The 20,757-nt window shown below is 62.0% G+C and carries 20 protein-coding genes; 8 read left to right on the forward strand and 12 right to left on the reverse strand.

Going from position 1 to position 20,757, the window contains the following annotated elements; translation table 11 throughout:
• Positions 1-6 precede the first annotated feature (6 nt).
• Positions 7-1,044: a sensor domain-containing diguanylate cyclase gene (locus tag B9A19_RS10660; RefSeq protein ID WP_084090784.1), complete on the reverse strand. Its 1,038-nt coding sequence runs from the start codon at positions 1,042-1,044 to the stop codon at positions 7-9.
• Positions 1,045-1,313: 269 nt separating this feature from the next.
• Here B9A19_RS10660 and B9A19_RS10665 point away from each other — a divergent pair, with 269 nt between their 5' ends.
• Positions 1,314-1,688: a hypothetical protein gene (locus B9A19_RS10665; protein ID WP_444541715.1), complete on the forward strand. Its 375-nt coding sequence runs from the start codon at positions 1,314-1,316 to the stop codon at positions 1,686-1,688.
• A 64-nt stretch (positions 1,689-1,752) separates the two neighbouring features.
• Here B9A19_RS10665 and B9A19_RS10670 read toward each other — a convergent pair whose 3' ends face one another.
• Positions 1,753-2,835, reverse strand: coding sequence for a hypothetical protein (locus B9A19_RS10670; protein WP_084090786.1), 1,083 nt, complete (start codon positions 2,833-2,835; stop codon positions 1,753-1,755).
• Between the two features lie 182 nt (positions 2,836-3,017).
• Positions 3,018-4,745 (reverse strand): bifunctional metallophosphatase/5'-nucleotidase, encoded by a 1,728-nt coding sequence (locus tag B9A19_RS10675; RefSeq protein ID WP_084090787.1) that lies wholly within the window; start codon positions 4,743-4,745, stop codon positions 3,018-3,020.
• A 181-nt stretch (positions 4,746-4,926) separates the two neighbouring features.
• On the opposite strand from B9A19_RS10675, the gene B9A19_RS10680 reads away from it, so the two are divergent.
• Positions 4,927-5,313 carry a glutaredoxin family protein gene (locus tag B9A19_RS10680; RefSeq protein ID WP_176216883.1) on the forward strand — a complete coding sequence of 129 codons (387 nt, stop codon included), beginning with the start codon at positions 4,927-4,929 and terminating at the stop codon, positions 5,311-5,313.
• Positions 5,314-5,585: 272 nt separating this feature from the next.
• On the opposite strand, the gene B9A19_RS10685 is transcribed toward B9A19_RS10680, so the two are convergent.
• Genes B9A19_RS10685 through B9A19_RS10695 form a run of 3 tightly spaced genes read right to left on the reverse strand, consistent with a single transcriptional unit; the run spans position 5,586 to position 7,443 of the window.
• Positions 5,586-5,831: a hypothetical protein gene (locus tag B9A19_RS10685; RefSeq protein ID WP_084090789.1), complete on the reverse strand. Its 246-nt coding sequence runs from the start codon at positions 5,829-5,831 to the stop codon at positions 5,586-5,588.
• A gap of 45 nt (positions 5,832-5,876) precedes the next feature.
• Positions 5,877-6,602, reverse strand: coding sequence for a glutamine amidotransferase (locus tag B9A19_RS10690; RefSeq protein ID WP_084090790.1), 726 nt, complete (start codon positions 6,600-6,602; stop codon positions 5,877-5,879).
• Positions 6,603-6,645: 43 nt separating this feature from the next.
• Positions 6,646-7,443 (reverse strand): YggS family pyridoxal phosphate-dependent enzyme, encoded by a 798-nt coding sequence (locus tag B9A19_RS10695; RefSeq protein ID WP_245804326.1) that lies wholly within the window; start codon positions 7,441-7,443, stop codon positions 6,646-6,648.
• 102 nt (positions 7,444-7,545) lie between these two features.
• On the opposite strand from B9A19_RS10695, the gene pdxR reads away from it, so the two are divergent.
• On the forward strand, positions 7,546-8,991 hold the full coding sequence (gene pdxR, locus B9A19_RS10700; protein WP_084090791.1) for a MocR-like pyridoxine biosynthesis transcription factor PdxR: 1,446 nt from the start codon (positions 7,546-7,548) through the stop codon (positions 8,989-8,991).
• A gap of 118 nt (positions 8,992-9,109) precedes the next feature.
• Here pdxR and B9A19_RS10705 read toward each other — a convergent pair whose 3' ends face one another.
• The 5 genes from B9A19_RS10705 to B9A19_RS10725 all read right to left on the reverse strand — a co-directional run bounded on the left by B9A19_RS10705 (position 9,110) and on the right by B9A19_RS10725 (position 12,372).
• Positions 9,110-9,811 (reverse strand): aquaporin, encoded by a 702-nt coding sequence (locus tag B9A19_RS10705; RefSeq protein ID WP_084090792.1) that lies wholly within the window; start codon positions 9,809-9,811, stop codon positions 9,110-9,112.
• A gap of 2 nt (positions 9,812-9,813) precedes the next feature.
• Positions 9,814-10,311, reverse strand: a complete 498-nt coding sequence (locus tag B9A19_RS10710; protein ID WP_084090873.1) for an arsenate reductase ArsC — start codon at positions 10,309-10,311, stop codon at positions 9,814-9,816.
• 20 nt (positions 10,312-10,331) lie between these two features.
• A complete protein-coding gene (locus B9A19_RS10715; RefSeq protein ID WP_084090793.1) occupies positions 10,332-10,805 on the reverse strand; it encodes an ArsI/CadI family heavy metal resistance metalloenzyme in 474 nt (157 codons plus the stop codon).
• 22 nt (positions 10,806-10,827) lie between these two features.
• Positions 10,828-11,163, reverse strand: coding sequence for an ArsR/SmtB family transcription factor (locus B9A19_RS10720; protein ID WP_084090794.1), 336 nt, complete (start codon positions 11,161-11,163; stop codon positions 10,828-10,830).
• Positions 11,164-11,460: 297 nt separating this feature from the next.
• Entirely contained in the window at positions 11,461-12,372 is a 912-nt protein-coding gene (locus B9A19_RS10725) for a LysR family transcriptional regulator (RefSeq protein WP_084090795.1), read from the reverse strand.
• Between the two features lie 121 nt (positions 12,373-12,493).
• On the opposite strand from B9A19_RS10725, the gene B9A19_RS10730 reads away from it, so the two are divergent.
• Entirely contained in the window at positions 12,494-13,294 is an 801-nt protein-coding gene (locus tag B9A19_RS10730; RefSeq protein WP_084090796.1) for an alpha/beta fold hydrolase, read from the forward strand.
• Positions 13,295-13,411: 117 nt separating this feature from the next.
• Here the strand turns inward: B9A19_RS10730 and B9A19_RS23055 are convergent, their stop codons facing one another.
• Entirely contained in the window at positions 13,412-16,372 is a 2,961-nt protein-coding gene (locus B9A19_RS23055) for a carbohydrate-binding protein (protein ID WP_245804327.1), read from the reverse strand.
• A 180-nt stretch (positions 16,373-16,552) separates the two neighbouring features.
• On the opposite strand from B9A19_RS23055, the gene B9A19_RS10750 reads away from it, so the two are divergent.
• The 4 genes from B9A19_RS10750 (at position 16,553) to B9A19_RS10765 (ending at position 20,735) form a co-directional block, all read left to right on the forward strand.
• Positions 16,553-17,266 carry a hypothetical protein gene (locus tag B9A19_RS10750; protein ID WP_139798774.1) on the forward strand — a complete coding sequence of 238 codons (714 nt, stop codon included), beginning with the start codon at positions 16,553-16,555 and terminating at the stop codon, positions 17,264-17,266.
• Positions 17,267-17,317: 51 nt separating this feature from the next.
• Complete coding sequence (locus B9A19_RS10755; RefSeq protein ID WP_139798775.1) at positions 17,318-17,701, forward strand: hypothetical protein; 384 nt, start codon at positions 17,318-17,320, stop codon at positions 17,699-17,701.
• Positions 17,702-17,857: 156 nt separating this feature from the next.
• Positions 17,858-19,132, forward strand: coding sequence for a tyrosine--tRNA ligase (tyrS, locus tag B9A19_RS10760; protein ID WP_084090799.1), 1,275 nt, complete (start codon positions 17,858-17,860; stop codon positions 19,130-19,132).
• 256 nt (positions 19,133-19,388) lie between these two features.
• Entirely contained in the window at positions 19,389-20,735 is a 1,347-nt protein-coding gene (locus B9A19_RS10765; protein ID WP_084090800.1) for a metallophosphoesterase, read from the forward strand.
• The last annotated feature ends 22 nt before the right edge of the window (positions 20,736-20,757 follow it).

Genomic DNA, 20,757 nt, shown 5'->3' on the forward strand with positions numbered 1-20,757 from the left:
TGGCTTTTACGTCTGCACCCAGTATGTCGCAGTAGTCCCCTGCCTGCGTCGCTGCTTTTCTTGGTACATGGCCGTATCGGCCTCGCGCAAGGCCGTTTCCGGCGTGCTGGTAGCCGGGTTGGTGGCGATGATGCCGATGCTGGCGCCGGGGTAGTCGATGCGACACGGGCCAAGGTCGAACTGGCCTTGCAGCAGCGGGGTGAGGCGGGCTTTCATGGCGCGGGCGGCTTCGGTTGCGTCGTGGTGGCTGCCGGGGCCAATGCCGGCGACGATGAATTCATCGCCCCCCAGCCGGCCGAGAATGTCGCCGGCGCGCAGCCCGTCGTGCAGCCGTTTGCCGGTCTGGATCAGGAAGGCGTCGCCCGCTTCGTGGCCGTGCTGGTCGTTGATCTGCTTGAAGCCATCGAGGTCGATGAAGGCAATCATTACGTCACGACCCTCGCGCCGGGCGATGGCAAACAGGCGGGGCAACTCTTCGAATACCGCGCGGCGGTTGGGCAGATTGGTGAGTGCGTCGGTGTAGGAGTGTGCAGTCAGGGCCGCATTGGCAGCTTGCAGTTGCTGCACCAGTTGTTCTTTTTCGATATGGCGGGCAATCAGACCGGCAAACAGCTGCAAGACCTGCGCGCCATGGTCGGTTAGGGGTTTGCGGGCGGAGCTGGCAGCGCACAGCGTGCCATACAGGCTGCCGTCTTCCAGTCGCACCGGGGTGCTGGCATAGGTTGCAATGCCTAATGCGGTGGCGGCTTCCGAATCCCCCCAGACATTGGCCACATCGTCGGTAAAGCAGCGGTCTTCGTCCAGCGCGCGCTTGCACAACGTGTCGCCCCAGGGCACGGTCAGTCCTTCCGGAATTTGCAGGCGCTGGCTGTTGCGCGCGTACAGGATGTGCTGCTGGCCGGCTTCCAGATCAATCTGGGTCAGGTAGGTGGATTCCAGATCGGTGACCAGCTCCAGCATGGACAGCAATTGCCGCACCAGTGCTTCAAAGGATTGTTCCTTGCCCAGCGTGGCCGAAAGCTCGGCGATCAAGGTATCTGCCATATTGCCCCCTTGGGTGCGCTGCCCCTGAACCAGTCACTTTGATTGATGCCCAAAGGCCGGAGTGCGCGGTTTGCCGACAGGACTGCCGCTTTCTTGTAAGTATATCAAGCAGTGCAGAAAGGCCGCATGGCAAAAAGCGGCATAGACTGTGTGGCATGATGCCTGCTTGCCCGATGACCGATGAAGAGGTCCATGTCCTCCACGCCTTGCTGCAAGCACAACCTGTAGCTGCAGTGGCTACGTTGCACGCTGGTTTGCCTGCTGTATCCATGGCGCCGTTTGCCGTGTGCGGGACTGCATGGGTGGTGCATGTGAGCCGGCTGGCATCGCATACGCAGGATATGTTGCAGCAGCCGGTGGCGGGGCTGCTTGTAACAGCACCGGCCAGCATGGCCGATACGCCGCTGGCCTTGCCGCGCTTGAGCCTGCAGGGCAAGGTTGTGGTGTGCGGGCCCGGGCATCCGCGCCATGCAGAAGCACGCAACGCGTACCTGGCACGGTTGCCCGAGAGCGAAGCACTGTTTTCATTCAGTGATTTCATGCTGATGTTGATCGAACCGGATAGCGCCCGTTTCATCGCCGGTTTTGGCCGGGCCATGAACCTGTCGTCCGCGCAACTGGCTGAGGTGTTGCGGCGGGTTTGATAGGGCGCTGCCGCATCTGTCCGCAAGTGCCGGGCAGCCTGTGTGGTAGCCCGGCACGGCGGCGTCAGCGGCAAACGCTACCCAGTTTGTTTAGCATCGTGCTCAGGTCGGCCTTGTTGTCATAGCCGGCCGGCACGTGGCCAGTGGCCCAGCCCATGCGGCGCATGTCGTCCAGATACTGGTTGCTCAGATAGGTTTCGCTGAACGTGGTGCCATCGAAATAGAAGTTGAACAGGTGGGCCGGGTCCAGCGCCCATTCGCCGCGATAGCTGGTGCCGTCGTTGTCGTCGTCCCAGCCCCACGGTGCGTGGGCCGAGTCGGTGGTGCAGATTTTGGCGCCCGAACCGCAACCGCCGCCACCATCGCCACGGAAAGTACCCCAAGTGGCAAAGGTAGTGCCCTTACCACTGATCTGGGCATCGGCCAGCGCGTGAGTCCACATGCCGCCGGACTGGAAGATGTTGATCAGGCGGTAGGGCACGTGCCGGTCATTGCCCGAGGTCGGGATGCCGCCATCGCCCTGCGTGGGATAGTAAATCACGCCGTCCTGATTGCCGGCGCCGGTAAAGTCGGTGATGTAGGGCCAGGCCTTCACACCGTGGCCCTTGGATTGGGCGGCGGTCTTGGGGCGCAGCGTGCCGTTATCATTCTCGAACGACAGCGTGCCGTCTATGGTTTCGTGGCCGTTGAGCAGCGGGCTGCCCGCCGGAGTGTAGGCATAGAAGTCGGTATGGAAGATGGTGAGCATGCCATCGACCTTGCCGTAGCTGCTGCCATCCTTGCGCACGGCCAGCAATACGCCTTCCAGATCGTTCTCGTGCTCGCCGTCAAAAATGGTGTCCGACCAGTCGCGCGGGTGGAAGAAGGAATAATTGATGAACCAGTGGCTGCAGCTTTCCACCACGGAGTAATACATCGCCGCCTTGAGCGGGTAACGCGTGCGGTTATCCCAGTTGTTGATGCCGCTCCAGTCGCCATCATAATCAACCGCAGTCAGGTAGTCGGACGCAAAGTCGCTGCTGTCGGTGTCCTGATAGTGTACCGGCGCCCAGCGGTAGGCGAGTTCATCCAGCGTGGCGGCGCCAGCGGCAGTGCTCAAGGCCAGCAGTGTTGCGGCCAGCAAGAGGGTGGGCTTGCGGTTGTTCATGGTTGCTCCGGGTCGGGGTTGAAAGCACCCGGAGGCTAAAGAGCGGCCATTACATTGGCATGAGGGCTTTTCTAAGGTTTTTTGACGGCGCTTTCAATGGCTGTGCCTCATGCCAGAAATGGCCAAAAAAAACCGCCGGGCAAGCCGGCGGCAAACAGAGCGAGCAATCGGTTGTGCAGGCGTTACTTGGTCTTGGTCACGCGGTTGAGCGTGGGCACGGCCAGCGGTGAACGGGCCTTGATGTAGGCTTCCAGCGCGTCGATATCCTGCGCCCCCCCCAGTACGTTCTGGCCCTGGATCAGCACGGTGAAGTTGTCGCCGCCGGTGGCCATGAAGTTGTTCACGGTGATGCGGTAGGTGGCTGTCGGCGCAATCAGCACGCCGTTCAGCTTGATGCTGTTGGCGTCCACCTTCTGGCCGCCCGGTTTGCTGCTGTCCCAGCTGTAGGTAAAGCCGGCCGACGATTGCAGCACGCGGTCATACGGCTGGTTGTTGCTGTAGCCGGCAAACTGTTGCTCCAGCAGCTCCTTGATTTGTGCGCCGGTCACTGTCAGCGTCACCAGGCTGTTGCCGAAGGGCTGGGTGGTGAACAGCAGGCCGTAGGTGACGTTGCCGCTGGCATCCGGGGTGAGGTCGGCACGCACGCCGCCCGGGTTCATGAAGGCGATCTGCGCAGCGCCCAGCTTGGCATCGCTGGTGGCGGCCAGTTGGGCATCGGCAATCACGTCGCCCAGCAGCGATTCGCCGGCCGGGTTGACGGCCTTGGTGAGGGTGCCGCCGATTTTGCCGACGATGCGGTTTTCCAGCGGCTTCACCATGGCGTCGTACTTGTTGATCAGGTCGGTCTGCACCGCATCGCGTGCGACGTCATTGGTCACCACCACGTTGTTGGCGCTGCTCTTGATCACGTCGCGCGTAACCGGGTCGAGCTTGAGGTCGATTTCCGAAATCATGCGGCCATACTGGTTGGCGCTTGTCACCAGCTTGCCGTTGATCTGGCAGTTGTACGACTGGTGCGTGTGGCCGCTCACCACCACGTCGATGGCCTTGTCCATGCGGTTGACGATATCGACGATGGCGCCAGAAATGCCCTTGCACTCGTTGAACTGGCCGGTTTGCATGCCGCCTTCGTGCAGCAGCACCACGATGGCCTCGATGCCTTGTGCTTTCAGCTCGGGCACCAGCTTGTTGGCGGTGTCGGCTTCGTCAAGAAACTTCAGGCCGGCCACGCCCGACGGGGTGACGATGCTGGGGGTGCCCTTCAGTGTCATGCCGATGAAGGCCACCTTGATGCCGTTGAAGGTCTTGATGTTGTAGGCCGGGAACAGCGTCTTGCCGGTTTTTTCATCCACCACGTTGGCGGCGAGGAACTTGAACTTGGCACCGCTGAAGCTGGCTTTGCCCACGCAGCCATCGGTCTTGTGGCAACCGCCGTTCTGCATGCGCAGCAGCTCTTCGCTGCCTTCGTCGAATTCGTGGTTGCCCACGGCGTTCAGATCGAGGCCCAGTTCGTTCATGGCCTCGACGGTCGGCTCGTCATGGAACAATGCGGACAGCAGCGGACTGGCACCGATCAGGTCGCCGGCTGATACCACCACGTTGTTGGGGTTCTTGGCGCGCAGCGTCTTGATCCAGGTCGCCATGTATTCGATGCCGCCAGCCTTGACCGAGACGGTCTTGCTGGCATCGGTCGGGTCCGGCACGGTGACCGAGCCACCCGGCTTGAGGTTGCCGTGAAAGTCGTTGAACGAGAGCAGCTTGACCTCGACGGGCGCCGACGCCGGTTGCGGCGTGGGCGTGGCCTTGGTGGAAGGATTGCTGCTGGTATCGTCGCTGCTGCTGCCACCGCAGGCAGCCAGCGCGGCGGTAGTCAGCACTGCAGAAAGAGCAAGAAGTCGGAAGCGAGTCATGATGGTATGGACACGGGTTGCGAAGGACGGCTCCGATCTTGCTTACGATATATTGCATACCGATTAAGTTAATTGTTACAAGTGATGCAGGTCGATCTGCAGCTGTGGCATATGCTGGTGGGGTAGCAGAGCTGGTAAAGTCACCGCCTTGGCGATGGCCGATGTGGTGGAGAACATGGGAATGAATGGCACGCTGAGGGCCGCGCTGGGTATCGGACTGATCTTGCTGGTGGCCTTGCTGGGCGGCGTATTGACGCGGCAGCAAGGTGCCGGCGGTTACGAGAGCGGTGATTACCGCAGCTATTATTCCGACAGTGTGAGGGTGGTGTTGTATGGCACCGATTGGTGCCAGTATTGCGCCAGGGCGCGCGCCTATTTCAATGCCAAGGGCGTGGCCTGGCATGATCTGGATGTGGAAAAACAGCCGGCTGCCGCGCAGCAGTTCGAGCGACTGGGCGGCACCGGCTACCCGGTGGTGCTGATCGGCAACCGCAAGATCAGCGGCTTCGACCCCATCGAATATGATGCGGCGCTGGCTGCGCTGCAGGCTCCGCAAGCGGCCAACTAGGGCCTGTTAACACTTATTTCGCGCTTGCGCTGGGCCGCAAAGAGGTCAGCTACAAGGCACGCAACGCAGGCAATAACCGGTTATTGCCAAGGCGCGTAACGCCGTAGATGGCCTCTTTGCGGCCCAGCCCTGCGGGTTCGGGGTATTTCGGGCGGTTCGCTGCGTTGCAAACCGCTTGCGGTACCCGTACCGCGGCGCGTTCTGCGCCTTGCGCTCCATCCCGAACTACCCCGAACGCAAGCGTGAAATAAGTGTTAACAGGCCCTAGGGCATCATGCCGGGGCTGAGGCCGGAATGGCCTCGAACAGGTATTCCACCCCCAGCACTCTCACGCCCTGCGGGCCGCTCTCCAGAATGCGGCGTTCGTCCGACGCGCGAGCCAGCTCGCAGCGATAGCCTTGCCCGGCTGACCATAGCGCCAGCAAAGCTTGCACGACGGCTTCGCTCCGTTGCGGCTCGACAATGAAATCGCCCCATAACTGTTCGTGATGCCAGAGGCGTATGCGGTAACGCACCATGCGCTTGCTCCTTTGCGTTTGAGTCGGGTGAGTGCTGCTGCATGTTCACCAGTCCGGATTGGGGGCCTGGTTGCCGGGCAGGGCCGCCAGCCAGTTGCTCAGTACCTGCTGTGCCAGGGTGCGCAGGCGCGGGCCGGCTTGCGCCGCAGCCTGGCGCAGGCTGGCCGGGGCGATGCCGCTGGCGCGCAGCTCGCCGGTATGGCCAATCAGCCAGCGTTCGATGTCCTGCCAATCGGTTTCCAGATGAAATTGCAGCGCCAGCGCATGGTTGTCGATGGCGAACGCCTGGTGCGGGCAGCCGGCGCTTGCCGCCAGCAATGTGGCGCCGTGGGGCAGCGCAAACTGGTCGCCGTGCCAGTGCAGCACCGCCTCGCCCTGTAATGGCGCCAATGGTGAGGCACTGCCGGCATGGTTCAGCTTGAGCGGGGCATAGCCGATTTCACGTTGCGGCATGGCCATGACGGGGGCCCCCAGCGCACGTGCCATCAACTGCGCGCCCAGGCAGATGCCCAGTACGGGCGCGCGCCGATGCAGCTGCTTGCGGATGAGCGCGATTTCCTGTGCCAGCCACGGATAGTCCGCCGTATCGTTGGCGCCCAGCGGGCCACCCAGCACCAACAAGAGATCGTCCGGATTGGGCAATGCCTCCGGCAAGGGCGTGATGCCGGCATCGTATTGCTGCAGCCGGTAGCCATGCGCTGGCAGCAGTTCGGCCAGCAAGCCGGGGCCTTCGAAAGCCAGATGGCGTATGATGTGTGCGGTCTTGCTCATGGTCACTCCGGATGTGTGGTGAATGGGGTTGCCGTGGCCGGCGTCATTGCGCCAAGCCCGGCCAGAACAGCGCATCGGGCATGACACGCGGGCCGAACAGCGCTTGGCCGATGCGGACGGTGGTGGCGCCCTCGGCAATGGCCAGCTCGAAGTCACCCGACATGCCCATCGACAGCTCATCCAGTTGCATGCCGGCCGGGGCGATTTGCTGCAGGTGGTCGCGCAAGACGCGCAGGCCGGCAAAGCACTGGCGCACGGCCGGGACATCGCGGCTGTGCAGCGCCAGCGTCATCAGGCCGCGTACGCGCAGCGCGCTGTACGGGCGCAGCGCATGCAGGAAGGCGGCAGCATCTTGCGGCGCCAGTCCGAACTTGCTGGCCTCGCCTGAGGTATTGATCTGCACCAGCACGTCCAGCCCGCGCCCGGCCTGCTGCAGCCGCTTGTCCAGCTCCAGCGCCAGCGCCAGGCTGTCCAGCGCGTGGAATTCACTGGCAAACCGCACCAGCTGGCGTGCCTTGTTGCTTTGCAGGTGGCCGATGATCGCCCAGCGCAGGCCGTCGAGATCGGCCAGCTCCCGCGCCTTGGCACTGGCTTCCTGTATGCGGTTTTCGCCAAATTCACGCAAGCCGGCTTGCCACGCCAGCCGCACCCGTTCGGCCGGCCAGGTCTTGCTGACTGGCAGCAGGCGCACACTGGCTGGAGAGCGCCCCGCCTGCAGGCAGGCAGCGGCGATGCGTGCGTTGACGTCAGCCAGGTTGGCAGCGAAGTCTTCGGGGCTGATCGCCTCGCGCCAGACGGGCTCGACCAACGGTACAGCGGGTGCCAGGGCTGGGTGGTACACGGCAGAGCTCCTGCTGCGAAAACCATAGCCTGGGCGTAAACTGGTCCATAAAAAACAGCCAGTTCTGCTAAATTGACTGGTCCAGTTGCAAGGAGGTCAGCCATGTTGCGCCCCTGGTCGTTACGCGTGCCGTTGATGAGCCACACCGCGCAGGCGCTGCACCTGCAGTTATGCCAGCAGTTGATCGAGGACATCAGCGCAGGCCGCCTGGCCGCAGGCACGCCGCTGCCGGGTAGCCGCGAAATGGCGGCGCAACTGGGCATCAACCGTAAAACCGTGCAGCAGGCGTATGACGAGCTGGTGGCGCAAGGCTGGCTGGCGAGCCAGCCGCGCCGTGGCACTTTTGTCGCTGCGCGTTTGCCGGCCCCGGCCCCAGCGCAGCCGGGTGGCGTGCCGGCGCAGCAAGCCGAGTTTCTGCTGCATGCGCCAGTCATGCCGCTGCAGTCGTGGCAGACATCGCAACATGGCTTGTTTGCCGATGGCGAGCCGGATTCAAGGCTGATCCCTTTTGACTTGCTCGGCCGTGCCTACCGGCGTGCCTTGATCCGCAGCGCACGTGGCCGCATGCTGGGCTATGCCGATCCGCGCGGCACACCAGCGCTGCGCGAGGCATTGGCTGAAATGCTGGCCATGGAGCGCGGCCTGGCCGTCGGGCCCGAGCAGCTATGCCTGGTGCGGGGCAGCCAGATGGGCATCTTCGTGGCGGCCCGCGTGCTGGCACGACCAGGCGATGTGGTAGTGACCGAGCATTTGAGCTACCCGCCGGCCCGCGCGGCCTTTCGCGCTGCCGGCGCGCAAGTGATCAATGCAGCGCAGGATGAGGATGGCCTGTGCCCGGCAGCGCTGGCGCGGCTGTGCGAGGCTCACCCGGTGCGCGCGGTCTACCTCACGCCGCATCACCAGTTCCCCACCACGCGGCGCATGCCGCCGGCAAGGCGTTTGCAGCTGCTTGCGCTGGCCCGGCAATACCGTTTTGCCATTGTCGAGGACGATTACGACCACGAGTTTTCCTACGACCACCGGCCCAGCCTGCCCATGGCCAGCGGCGATGGCGCGGGGCGGGTGATCTATGTGGGCTCATTGTCCAAGGTGCTGGCCCCAGGCTTGCGCTTGGGCTATCTGGCTGCACCGGCCGACGTCATTGCGCGCTGCGCCGAAGAAATCATGCAGATCGACCGACAGGGTAATACGGTGACCGAGTTGGCAGTGTGCGAGTTGCTGTGCAATGGCGAGCTCAAACGCCACCTGCGCCGCGCCACCCGCATTTATCACGCACGGCGTGATCTGCTGGCGGGTTTGTTGCAGCAAACATTGGCCGACCACGCGCATTTCGAGCTGCCGGCAGGCGGGCTGGCATTCTGGCTGCAACTGCACGACCCGGCCGCACCGGCGCGGCTGGAGCGCGATGGGGCGCACTGGCACACTGCGCATCGCTTTGCCGAGGGCGAACCGGGTATTGCCGCGTTAAGACTGGGCTTTGGTCATCTCGACGAGAACGAGCTGGCTGGTGCCGTGCACAGGCTGGAGCGTGCGTTGCTGCCGGGTTAAGAGCCGCTAACAAAACCCTGTGCAGCGATGCTGGCAGGCACGCAAAACGCAGACACCACAAACCGCACGGCCAGTGAACGTAACGCCGCCAGCAGGGTTTTGTTAGCGGCTCCAAGCGTTATGCATGTACTGGCGCTGCTGCCTTGCCGGCAGGCTGCAAGGCAGCATCGCCACGCAGCAGCCAGCCAAAGCACGCCGTTGCGGCCAGCGCGCCACCAAGCTGAGCCAGCACGAAGCCACCCACATCCTGCGGGCGTATGCCGGCAAAGGTATCGCTTGCTGCACGTGCCAAGGTGACGGCCGGGTTGGCAAACGAGGTGGAGGCGGTGAACCAGTAGGCGGCCACGATGTAACAGGCAACGGCATAAGGCGTGGCCTGCGGGCGTTGCCGCGTGCTGCCGAAAATCACGGCCAGCAACCCGAAGGTGGCGACAAATTCGCTCCACCATTGCGACGGGCCGTTGCGCACATGCTGGGACGCTGCAAACAGCGGCAGATCGAACATGCCATGTGCGGCTGCTACGCCGCAAAATGCCCCCAGCACTTGCGCAGCCAGATAGCCCAGCGCGTCACCCCTACTCAGCTCGCCGCGCAAGGTGACCGCCAGTGTGACTGCCGGATTGAAATGGGCGCCGGAGATGCCGCCAAAAGTCAGGATCAGTGCGATCAGCCCGGCTCCGGTGGCCACGGCATTGGCCAGCAAGGCAAGGGCGACGTTACCGCCGGCCAGCCGCTCGGCCATGATGCCCGAACCCACCACCACCGCCAGCAGCATGGCCGTGCCCAGCCATTCGGCAAACAGGCGTCGTTGCAGGTTCATGCTCAATCCACCTCGAGCGCGCCAATGTCGCGCGCGGCCTGTACCAACGCCGCGCCGTGCAGTGCTTGATCCGGCAAGGCAACCAGAGCATCGATGCGGCGGCGAATCTGCAGGAAGATTTTCTCGAACGACGCGCGTTTTTCTGCCTCGGTGTCGCCGTGGGGGTCTTCGTAGCCCCAGTGCGCGCTGACGGGGTGGCCTGGCCATACCGGGCATACCTCGTTGGCCGCGTTGCCGCACACGGTGATGATCAAATCCATCTGCGGTGCGTCGGCGCCCTCGAAGGCATGCCAGCTTTTGGAGTACATGCCCGCAGTATCGAAGCCGGCCTGCTGCAATAGTGCCATGGCGTGCGGGTTGGGCTGAGTGCCCGGTTTGCTGCCAGCGCTGAAGGCGCGAAAGCGGTCGCCGCCCAGCAGGTTCAGCAGCCCTTCGGACATGATGCTGCGGGCAGAGTTGGCCGTGCACAGGAACAGCACGTTGATGGGGGAATTGCTCATGGCGGTCTCGTCAGGGTAAGTCAGCAGCAACCGCTGCCGGGGGCGCAACGTTGTGCGGGCGTGGTTTTGATGGCGGGTGCAGCGGGGGCACAGCAAGTTGTTCCGGCCACCTGGGCTTCCTGACGGAAGGTCGGGATGCTGCCCAGCGTATGAAAGCCTTCCCACGCGATGCCGGAAGGGTCGGTGATCCAGTGTTTGTCCGATTCGGCATAGCAGCAGCTTGTGCCCGGCTCGCTGACCGTGCTGATGTCAGCAGCCTGCAGGCGCTGGTGCAGTGCAGCCAGTTCGTCCGCGCTGTCCACTTGCAGGCCCAGGTGATCCAGCCCTGCGCTGCTACCGCGCTGCGAAATGGCGAAGTTCACGCGGGGATCATCCAACTGCCATTTGGCGTAGTCAGGGTGCTGGAGCGTCGGCGGGGTGTCGAACAGCGCGCTGTAAAAGCGGATGCTCTCGTCGAGCTGTTCAACCGAGATATGCACGTGGAAGCGTTTCATGCGGCAACTCCTGGCGGGAAAGTCAGTTGCAGGCGCCGTCGCAGCAGCCTGCGGCAGCGGGGATGCTGCACGGTGCGCCGTTACAGCAGTTTTCGGTCAGGAAAGACAGCAATTCATTCATCGCCGCATAGTTGGCCGAGTAGTAAATGAAGCGACCTTCCTGCCGCGTTCCTACCAGCCCGGCATGGGCCAGTTCCTTCAAGTGGAACGACAGGGTGGCCGGCGCAACGCCGAGGGCTTCGCCGATGCGGCCGACGGCCAAGCCTTCCGGGCCAGCCGTGACCAGCAAGCGAAAGATGCTCAGGCGTGTTTCCTGCGCCAGTGCGGCAAGGGTGGTAACAGCGACTTTTGATTCCATATTTCCATTTTTATGGAAATATGGAATCAATGCAAGTGCCTGTGTGTATCGAGCTTGCCGGGCCGACTGCGGATCAGCGGCTGGCGGGCACCCGGTAGCCCAGGTGCAGGCCAGCCTGCCACCGGGCAGTGCTGTGGCGTGTAGACCAGCGCATCGCTGTTACGACGCTAAAAGCCAGCCATGCGTTTGCTGCGGCCTATCGACCAGACTTGCGGCAGTGTGTCGTGCTTTAGCGGGCGGTGGCGAGTGACTCAGACATCAGTGAGAAGGGGGTGAACGACGTGGGCCGGCTTGCCATCAAGCGACCGGGTTTTGTTGCCATTGCTGCGCATGGTGCTGGATGAACGCCCATAGCCTGTTGGCCACCGGGCCGTGGGGCCGGTCACGGCGGCGGGCTGCAACCAGCTCGACGACACTGCCGGGCAGATAGTCTCCCGTAATGGCGTGCAATCGACCATCCCCCAACTCGGCGTCGATCAGGAATTGGGGCAGATGGCCCCAGCCCATGCCATGCAGGATGATTTCCTTCTTCATCAACAGGTCGGCCACCGTGCATTGGTGCGCCCCCTCGATGAGGAAATAGCTGCGCCGGGCCGAATGCGTGGCGGTATTGCGTATCACGCACTGGGTAAAGCTGCGCATCTGGTCCGGCGTGATGTCGCGCGAAGGGGGGAATGGCAGAAAGCCGGAGGCGACTACCGGCACGAAGGCAATTTCGCCCAGCGCCAGCCATTCCAGGCGCGGGTCGCTTTTATCCACGTGGTGCAGGATGAGATCTGCGTCGTCATCGAGCAGCCGCTCCTGCGGGCCATCGATAGCCTCGAAATGCAGGTCCAGTCGCGTGACCGGGCAGGTGGCAAAAAAGCGGCTGAGCAGCGCCAGCATGGAAGGGCGTGGGCAGACATCGCCGATCACCACGCGCAGCACGCTTTCTTCGCCCATGGCCAGTTGCGCGGCATGCGCCTGCAGGCTTTCCATTTCGCGCAGCAGGCTTTGCGCGCGCTGTAAAAAGGACTGCCCGGCGGCAGTTGCCTGCACCCGATATCCGCTGCGATCAAGCAGGTTCAGGTTGAGCTGACGCTCCAGCTTGGCCACGGCGGCAAACACGGCCGGATGAGAGCGGTGCAGCGCGGTTGCTGCCGACTGGAAACCGCCGGTGCTGACTACCGCAGCGAAGCACTGGAGTTCGTGCAGCGTGAAATCACTCATGTCAAATTTATCGACAAAGATGGTTTTATCTTTGTAATTTTTTATGGAGTGGATGGCAACTAAGCTTCGTCCGACTGTGCATGCACAGCATCAACTGACGACTTGAACAGGATGTGACGATATGGAAACCCGTTCCTTTTTCACGGCCGGAGACGGCTGCAAAATTGCGTATCGCTTCGACGGGCCGGCAGACAAGCCGGTGCTGCTGCTGTCCAACTCCATCGCGACCACGCTGGAAATGTGGGATGCGCAAATTGCTGGTCTGAGCAGGCATTTCCGCGTGCTGCGCTACGACATGCGCGGCCACGGGCAATCCGGTGCGCCGCTTGGCGCGTATTCGCTCGATCGCCTGGGCAGGGATGTGGTGGAGCTGCTCGACGGGCTGGACATTGCCCAGGTGCATTTCTGCGGGCTGTCGCTGGGCGGCATGGTGGGGCAATGGCTGGGCATCCATGCGGCAAACCGGCTGGATCGTTTGATCCTGTGCAATACGTCGGCCTATCTTGGCCCGGGTGATTCCTTCGATACGATGATCCACAGCCTTGCCCGGTCTGACGACATGACCGCCATGGCCGAGATGTTCATGACCAACTGGTTTCCGCCGGCCATGCACGCCGGGCAGCCCGAGCTGATCCAGCGTTTCCGCGATGGGGTGCTGGCAACCCTGCCGCATGGTCTGGCCGGCAATTTTGCCGCCGTGCGCGATATGGATTTGCGCCGCACCATCACGCTGATCGAACGGCCCACCCTGGTCATTGCCGGGCAATACGATACCGTCACCCTGGCCAGCCACAGCGAGCAGATCGCTGCCGCCATCCCTGGGAGCAGGTTGCTGGTGCTGCCAGCGGTGCATCTGTCGAATGTCGAATTCCCGGCGGCGTTTCTGGATGCGGTAGTGACGTTCCTGCAGCCCGGGAGCTGACTGGCGTACGAGGGGAATAAGCAAAAGAATGGCGTTTGCGGAGCAGGGCGGGTGCAAAAAAACATCGGCACAGTTTCCTGTGCCGATGTCCTGTTGCAAGGAACTACCAACTGCGCGTTACGGCAGTGCGTTCAGCGCGCTACGGGCCGGGACCGAGAAGTTGTAGTTGTCGTACTTGTCCCAGTTGATCGACCAGGTCATCACGCCACGATAGGCCGGATAGGCCTGGGCGGGCTTGATGGTGTCGCAACCGGTGAGCTGGGTCAGGCAGGTCAGGGCGTTCTTGACCGTTGCCGCAGTCACGAAGCCACGGGCGGCTGCGTAGTTGTCGCTTGGCACGCCAAAGGCGACCTGATCCGGGCGCAGACCCTTGAACTCCCAGCCCGTGCCGTAGTTGGCCTTGAAGCCTTCGATCAGCATCAGGCTGCCACCCACCAGCGCGTCTACGGTGCCTTCGTTCACGCTGCGGCCGTCTGTGTAAACGAAGCTGCCGTTGTTGTAGTACTGCACGTGCAGCACGCTCAGCTCATCCCGCAGGCCGTCGATGATGGGCAGGTAGGCCCCCCAGATACCGCTGAGGGCGACATAACCACCTTGCACGTAAGGGTGCTCCGGCGCCATCGACAGATAGAAGCCTGCACCTACCTTGGCCTTGAGTTGCTTGACGGCCTTGACCAGGTTGGCCTGGATGGCTGCACCGGCGGTGACACCGCTGCCGCTTTCCAGATCAAGGTCGATGCCGTCCAGGCCGTACTTGGTGATGATGCCGTACAGGCTGTCGACGAAGTTGGCAACGTCGCTGTCGGTGTTGAGGGTCACCGAGCCATCCTGGCCGCCCAGCGACAGCACCACTTTCTTGCCCTTGGCGCGCTTGGCTGCAATGTCGGCAATGAACTGCGCTTCGCTACCCGCGCTCGGGTCGAGATGGAAGGCGACGCTGCCGCTGCCGGCGTTTTCGGCAAAGGCCAGCACGATCACATCCCAGTCATCCGACACCTGGCTGATCGGGAAGGTCGGGCCGGAGGCGTTGGCAAAGTTATGCCAGTAACCGATCAGTTGATGCTTGGCCGAGCTGGCAGCAAATGCGGTCAGCGGGCTGAGCACGCAGCTGGTGCTGCTGGCGTTTTCGCACAGTTGCACCTGGTATTGCGCCGGCAGGCTGCCCACATTGGCAGTCAGGCTGCCGCCATAGGCGCTGACTGGCACATCTGCAGTCGCCATGACGGTCGACGAGGTCGTGATGGTGATGCCGTTTTCATTGAGCACACGCCAGTAACGTGGCACCAGGCCCGACAGCGCGCTGGCATTCACGCTCCAGCTCACGTTCAACTGACCGGCGGCGGGCGATTTTGCCTGCAGGTTGTTGAAGCTGACCACGTCGCCAGCAGGAACCAGTTTGCCGCACGGATAGGCCGGGTCGCCCATCACTACCTTGTAGCCAGGCAGCGGCATCACGGCCGGGCACTGGATCGGCGTGGGGGTGACGGTCGGTGTCGGCGTGCTGGTCGGAGTGGGGGTAACTACGCCGTTGAAGGAAAGCGTCACAATACTGTCCGCGCAGCGTGCGAACGTTTTGTCGCACACCTTCAGGGTGTAGGGGCCCGCTGCATTCAGCGTGTTGATCGAGCCATTCCCACCGTAATAGGCCTTGTTATTGACGAAGTCGTCACCGATCGAAATGGACGAACTGGAATAAACCGCGATCCCGCCAGGCAGTGCGACATACCAATTGGCCGGAGCGAAACCCAGTACGCTGGATTCCGCGCTCCAGCTCACGCTGGCCGAACGAGGCCCGGTTGCCGTCAATGACCAGTTGATTGCAGTGAGGGTGCCGTTGGGCAGCGGATACGGGATCTGGGTGGGGACTGGTGTCGCCGTCGGTGTGGGTGTGGCCGTCGGGGTTGGTGTCGTGGTCGGCGTCGGGGTGATCGACGGGCGCTGGGTCGGCAGGCCGTAGATATGCACAACGAAGTTGCGCAACTGGGTGCTGGCGTTGCCACGGTCATCGGTTGCGGTCACGCTCATCACGTGGTTGCCATCCATCGGGCCCCACTGGAACGAAAACGAGGCAGCGTTGACTTGCTGGACCAGCTTGCCGTCGATGGAAACGCTCATCGATTTCACGGTGCCACCAGCCTCGCTGGCGTTGCCGGTGAACGAGATCGGGAAGAAGACATCGCCGTAGGAGAATGTCTGCCCCTCGGTGGGCGAGGTGATGTTGATCACCGGCTGGCCAGCGCAGGCGCCAAGATCATTCCAGGGTTGACCATCGCCGGTGCTGCTGGCCGGTACGTTACCTTGTGTCCACCATTTGGCCGCGTAATTGCGCCCGTTGTACGTCACCGTTGCGCCAGCGGTATAGGCAGTACCGCTTAACCAGTCCGCGTAGCAGGCAGGGCCGCCGGGCATGCCGGGCGTGGGTGTTACGGTCGGTGTCGGCGTGCTGGTCGGTGTTGGGGTTATCGTCGGCGTGGGGGTGAGCGTTGGCGTAGGCGAGGTGGTTGGCGTCGGGGTCGGCGTGATATACGGCGTCATGAAGCAAACGCCAGCGCCGGTATCCAGCGACTGCCAGATTGCGGTGCCCAGCCCTGGGGCATTGCTGCCAATGGCAACATTGGCCACCTTGGCGCCATAAATGTGTATGCAGGTCTCGAAAGTACTGCCACTACGCGTGGTAACACAGCTACCAACAGGGTAGGTCTGACCAAGTTGCCATGCCGGGCTTTCGTAATTGCAATTGAAGGACGGCGGAGTTGGCGTCACGGTGATTACCGGGGTCGGTGTTCCGCTCGGGGTTGGCGTTGGGGTCGGCGTGGGCGTCGGGGTAAAGCTGCCGCCCAGATCCTGCCACAGGGTCGGTGTGGCCGGCGGGTTCCAGTTGGTGCCGACATAGGCGGTATGGGTAACCAATGCCTTGTAGTCGTGGCCGTTGTAGCTCACTACCGTGCCGGCGGTATAGGTATTGCCTTCCTGCCAGGCCACTGCCGCCAGTGCTGCCGGCGCCCAGATGGCCGCCAGCAGGCTGAGCGTGGCCAGCGCCGCGTTGCTGCGGCGCAGGGCTGACTTGCTTTGCTGCATTTCTGTCTCCTCGCATCCTCTGGTGCCTGGTTATGTGCTGGCCCGGGATGTCATGCGTTGTGAAAGCGCCGCCAGGCGCGTGCGGTGTGCACGACGCGCGGTAGCGCGAGGACTATTGCATCGACAGTGTGTCAGGAGCAAGCAGGGGGAGAGTCAGTTCACAAGCTGCATCATGATTTAATGAAATTTGTTGAAATTTCAAAAGCTTATGCTTGGCGTCCGGGCCGGGGCCATTTCACGAATGGTTGGCTGAAACAGGTGCCTGGTGCCCACGGATTCACACTTGGGGGACGAGCGCGGTGGCCGTGTGATTCAACATTGCTGCGTGCGCTTTCATTGCTTACCATGCTGAAAGCAATGATCTCGACGTATCTGCCGTGGTGTCGGCATGTCAATCAGGAGGGGCGCTTGTCCATTTCGCGGGAAAACCGGCCTGCCGGTCTGGTGTTGTTCACCCTCTATTTTTCGCTCACTGGCCTGCTGTTGGCTGGCTGGGGCTGCTGGGCGCTAGTGCTGGGCACGCAGCCGTGGCTGGGTGATCGCGTGTTGCTGACATTGTTGTTGGCCCTGTTCATGGGCATCGTGCAGCTGGCACAAAGCTATGGTTTGTGGACGCTGCAACCCTGGGGGCGGCAGCTCACCCTCAGCCTGTCGGCGCTATCGGCCGTCTATACGGTGCTGGTCTGGCTGCGCGTGCTGGGCGTCGGGCCGTTTCCGCCATCGCCAATTCTGCTGGTGCTTTCCCTTTTGTTGTCGCTGGCGGCGCTGGTCTATTTCAACCTTGCCCCCGTCAAGGCTGCCTTTCTGAGTGATAGCGAGATGCAGGCCAGGCAGTTCATTGATGGCGAAGGCATGCGCGGCGGGGACCAGGATATTTTGAATCGCAGGTACTGACCATTTCTGGAGCCGAGGATGTGGCGGTCTTATCAGTGGATCTCTGACAACTTGACCTTTGACTTGCGGGTCAGTGATGACGAATTGAGCCGGTTCATCGTTGCCTTGTACCTGTTTTGCGTCGAATTGAACCTGAGTGGTGCGGGTATTTATCTGGACCGATATTCAGCTGATGAATTGCCAGTCGTGCGCACCTGTTTTGAAAAGCATCAGTTGGTTGAAGGACTTGCTTGGCTGGCCTCGTTGGATGCTGCATACGGTATGCCGATTCAGGTAACGAAATCCGAACGTGAGGATTACATTTTTTCGTCTGAGGCCGTTATGGAGAGACTGGAAAATTTTGACGAAGAAAATCGCGCTACGCTGGTTAATCTTCTGCCGAAGGTAGAGGCGCTGCTTGATGAACTGGTAGCGCTAAGGCAGGGAGGCATTTAGCTTCCCGTCTTGCACCCGCAAGCAACTGGCTGCTACCGAGGGCGACGTACAACGCCAGGGTTTTTTCCTCTATAGCGGGGCTGGCATGCTGCGCCGCCAGCATGGGCTTTGCGGTACAATCGCGGGTTTTGATTGCCGCATACCGGAGACGTGCCCATGCACCAGTCCACCCTCATTCAGGATCTGAGCGATCGCGGTTTGATCGCGCAGTCGACCGACCTTGCCACGCTGGACGAACTGCTGGCCAAGGAGAGTGTGACGCTGTATTGCGGCTTCGACCCGACGGCAGACAGCCTGCACATCGGCTCGCTGGTACCCATTCTGGTGCTCAAACGCTTCCAGCTGGCTGGCCACAAGCCGATTGCGCTGGTCGGCGGCGCCACCGGCATGATTGGCGACCCAAGCTTTAAGGCCACCGAGCGCAAGCTCAACACCCCGGACGTAATCGCCAGCTGGGTGGGCAAGATTCGTGACCAGGTTTCGCCGTTCCTGAGCTTCGAGGGCAGCAATGCCGCTCTGATGGCCAACAACTATGACTGGTTTGGCGGCATGGGTGCGCTGGAATTCCTGCGTGATGTCGGCAAGCACTTCTCGGTCAACGTGATGATCAAGAAGGAATCGGTGCAGCAACGCATCAGCCGCGAAGACCAGGGCATCTCGTACACCGAGTTCTCCTATGCACTGCTGCAGGGCTACGATTTTACCGAGCTCAACCGCCGCCATGATTGCAAGCTGCAGATCGGTGGCTCGGACCAGTGGGGCAACATCACTGCCGGTACCGACCTCACTCGCCGCCTGAACCAGCAACAGGTATTCGGCCTGACCTTGCCGCTGGTGACCAAGGCCGATGGCACCAAATTCGGCAAGACCGAATCGGGCACCATCTGGCTGGATGCCAGCAAGACCTCGCCCTATGCGTTCTTCCAGTTCTGGCTGAATACCGCCGATGCGGACGTGTACAAGTTCCTCAAGTTCTTCACCTTCCTGCCCGTGGCCGAGATTGACGCCATCGAGCAGGCCGACAAGGAAAGCGGCAAGAAGCCGGAAGCACAACGCATCCTGGCCGAGCAGATCACCCGCATCGTGCACGGCGAGGCTGCCGTGGCTGCTGCGCAGCGCATCACGCAAAACCTGTTCAGCGACAGCCTGGCTGCGCTGACCGAAGATGACTTTGCCCAACTGGCGCAGGACGGCATGCCCAGCGTGCAACTGGGCCGCGATGTAGCGGGCCTCGTGGATGCGCTGGCCAACTCGGGTCTGGCCAAGTCCAAGACCGAAGCACGTACCTTCATCCAGAGCGGCGCAGTCACCGTGAACGGCGGCAAGGTTGAAGCGCTGGACTACAGCGTTGGTGATGATGCGCGCCTGTTCGGCCGCTACACCTTGCTCAAGCGCGGCAAGAAGAACTATGCGCTGGTGGTGTGGCAGTAAGGTTTTTCTCCTTGCGGCAAGCGCGTGCAGTAGAAAAGAGCCACCTTCGGGTGGCTTTTTGTTTGCTGCTGCCAGGTATTTGGCCTTTTGAGTAGAGCGGCGAATCAGGGTCATGTGGCAACAAGATACAAGCGGGTATCGAACTGGTTACACAATGTCATCGACATGCAACCGGAGCGCAACATACGCCCCCTAAGCTGCGCGGCTTTGACACCTGCCTGAATCGGCAGGGTCGCCCACCTCAACGGAGACTGCCGTGCCCATTCGTTCCCGTACTACCCGATTCGGCGCGCTTGCCAAGCGCGCGTTGCCCGTCCTCGGCCTGATTTCGCTTGCGGCCCTGACCGGCTGTGCCGGCGATGGCAGTGACTCGAGCACCAATAACAACGTCGTCCCGCCCAGCACCAAGTTCAGCGTGGCCGTAATCGGCGACATGCCCTACGGCGGCAGCCAGACCGACACGGCAGAATTCAACGCCAATCCGGCGTTCATCTCGGCAATCAACAGCGATGCATCCGTTTCGATGGTGCTGCACGCCGGCGACATCCACTCCGGCAAGCAAAACTGTACGCAGGCCTACAACCAGTCGATCCTGAACCAGTGGTCTGCGTTCAAGGTGCCGATGGTGTACACGCCGGGCGACAACGAGTGGGCCGATTGCCACAAGAAGAAGGAAGGCGGCGGTGCCTACAATGCCACCACTGGCACGATCGATTACGTTATCGACTCCACCACCGGTATCTGGGCCGATTACGCCGGTGGTGATCCGGTCGCCAACCTTGATCTGGTGCGGGCGATTTTCTTTGCCACCCCGGGCAAGACCCCGGGCGTTGCCATGAGTGTGCATACGCAGGCGCAGGAATTCGATGCGGCACACCCGACCGACAGCAACTATGTCGAGAATGTCTGGTTCGAGAAGAACGGCGTGCTGTTTGCCACCGCCAATATCCCGGGCGGCAGCAATAATGGCACCGACCCATGGTATGGCGTGCCCGCGATGAGCCCTGCGCAGGCGCAGGAAGTCAGCAATCGCAGTGGCGCAACCCTGCGCTGGCTGGACAACGCCTTTGCCAAAGCGACCGCCAATGGCGACAAGGCCATGGTGCTGATGCTGCAGGCCGACATGTGGGATCTGGATGGCGGCGCCATGACCGACCTCCACCTGACCGAATACAAGCAATACATCGACAAGATTGCCGCGCAGGCTGCCGCGTATGGCAAGCCGGTGCTGCTGATCAATGGCGACTCGCACATTTATCGTTCTGACAATCCGCTGGTCAAGGGGGCTGCCTGCGCGATCGAAGTACCATCCACCACGGGCAGCAAGTCTGCAAAAACCATCTCCTGTGCCGATAGCGCGGTCAATGGCGTGTTGAAGGGTGCAACCGTGGTCGATCCGTACAGCATCGTGCAGGTAAAGGGTAATCCGGCCTATGTGCCGGCCTACAACGTCAGCAATTTCCATCGCATCGTGGTGCATGGCAATGCGACGGTGGCCGGCACCGACAAGGAATACGTCAATCTGACCATCGATACCAGCGTCAATGCAGCCGCGAGCGACAACGCATTCGGCCCGTTCTCGTGGAAGCGTGTGCAGCCGTGATCGGCTTCCAAGCTGAATATTG

The sequence above is a fragment of the Andreprevotia lacus DSM 23236 genome, from assembly GCF_900176275.1.
GTDB classification, from domain to species: Bacteria; Pseudomonadota; Gammaproteobacteria; order Burkholderiales; family Chitinibacteraceae; genus Andreprevotia; species Andreprevotia lacus.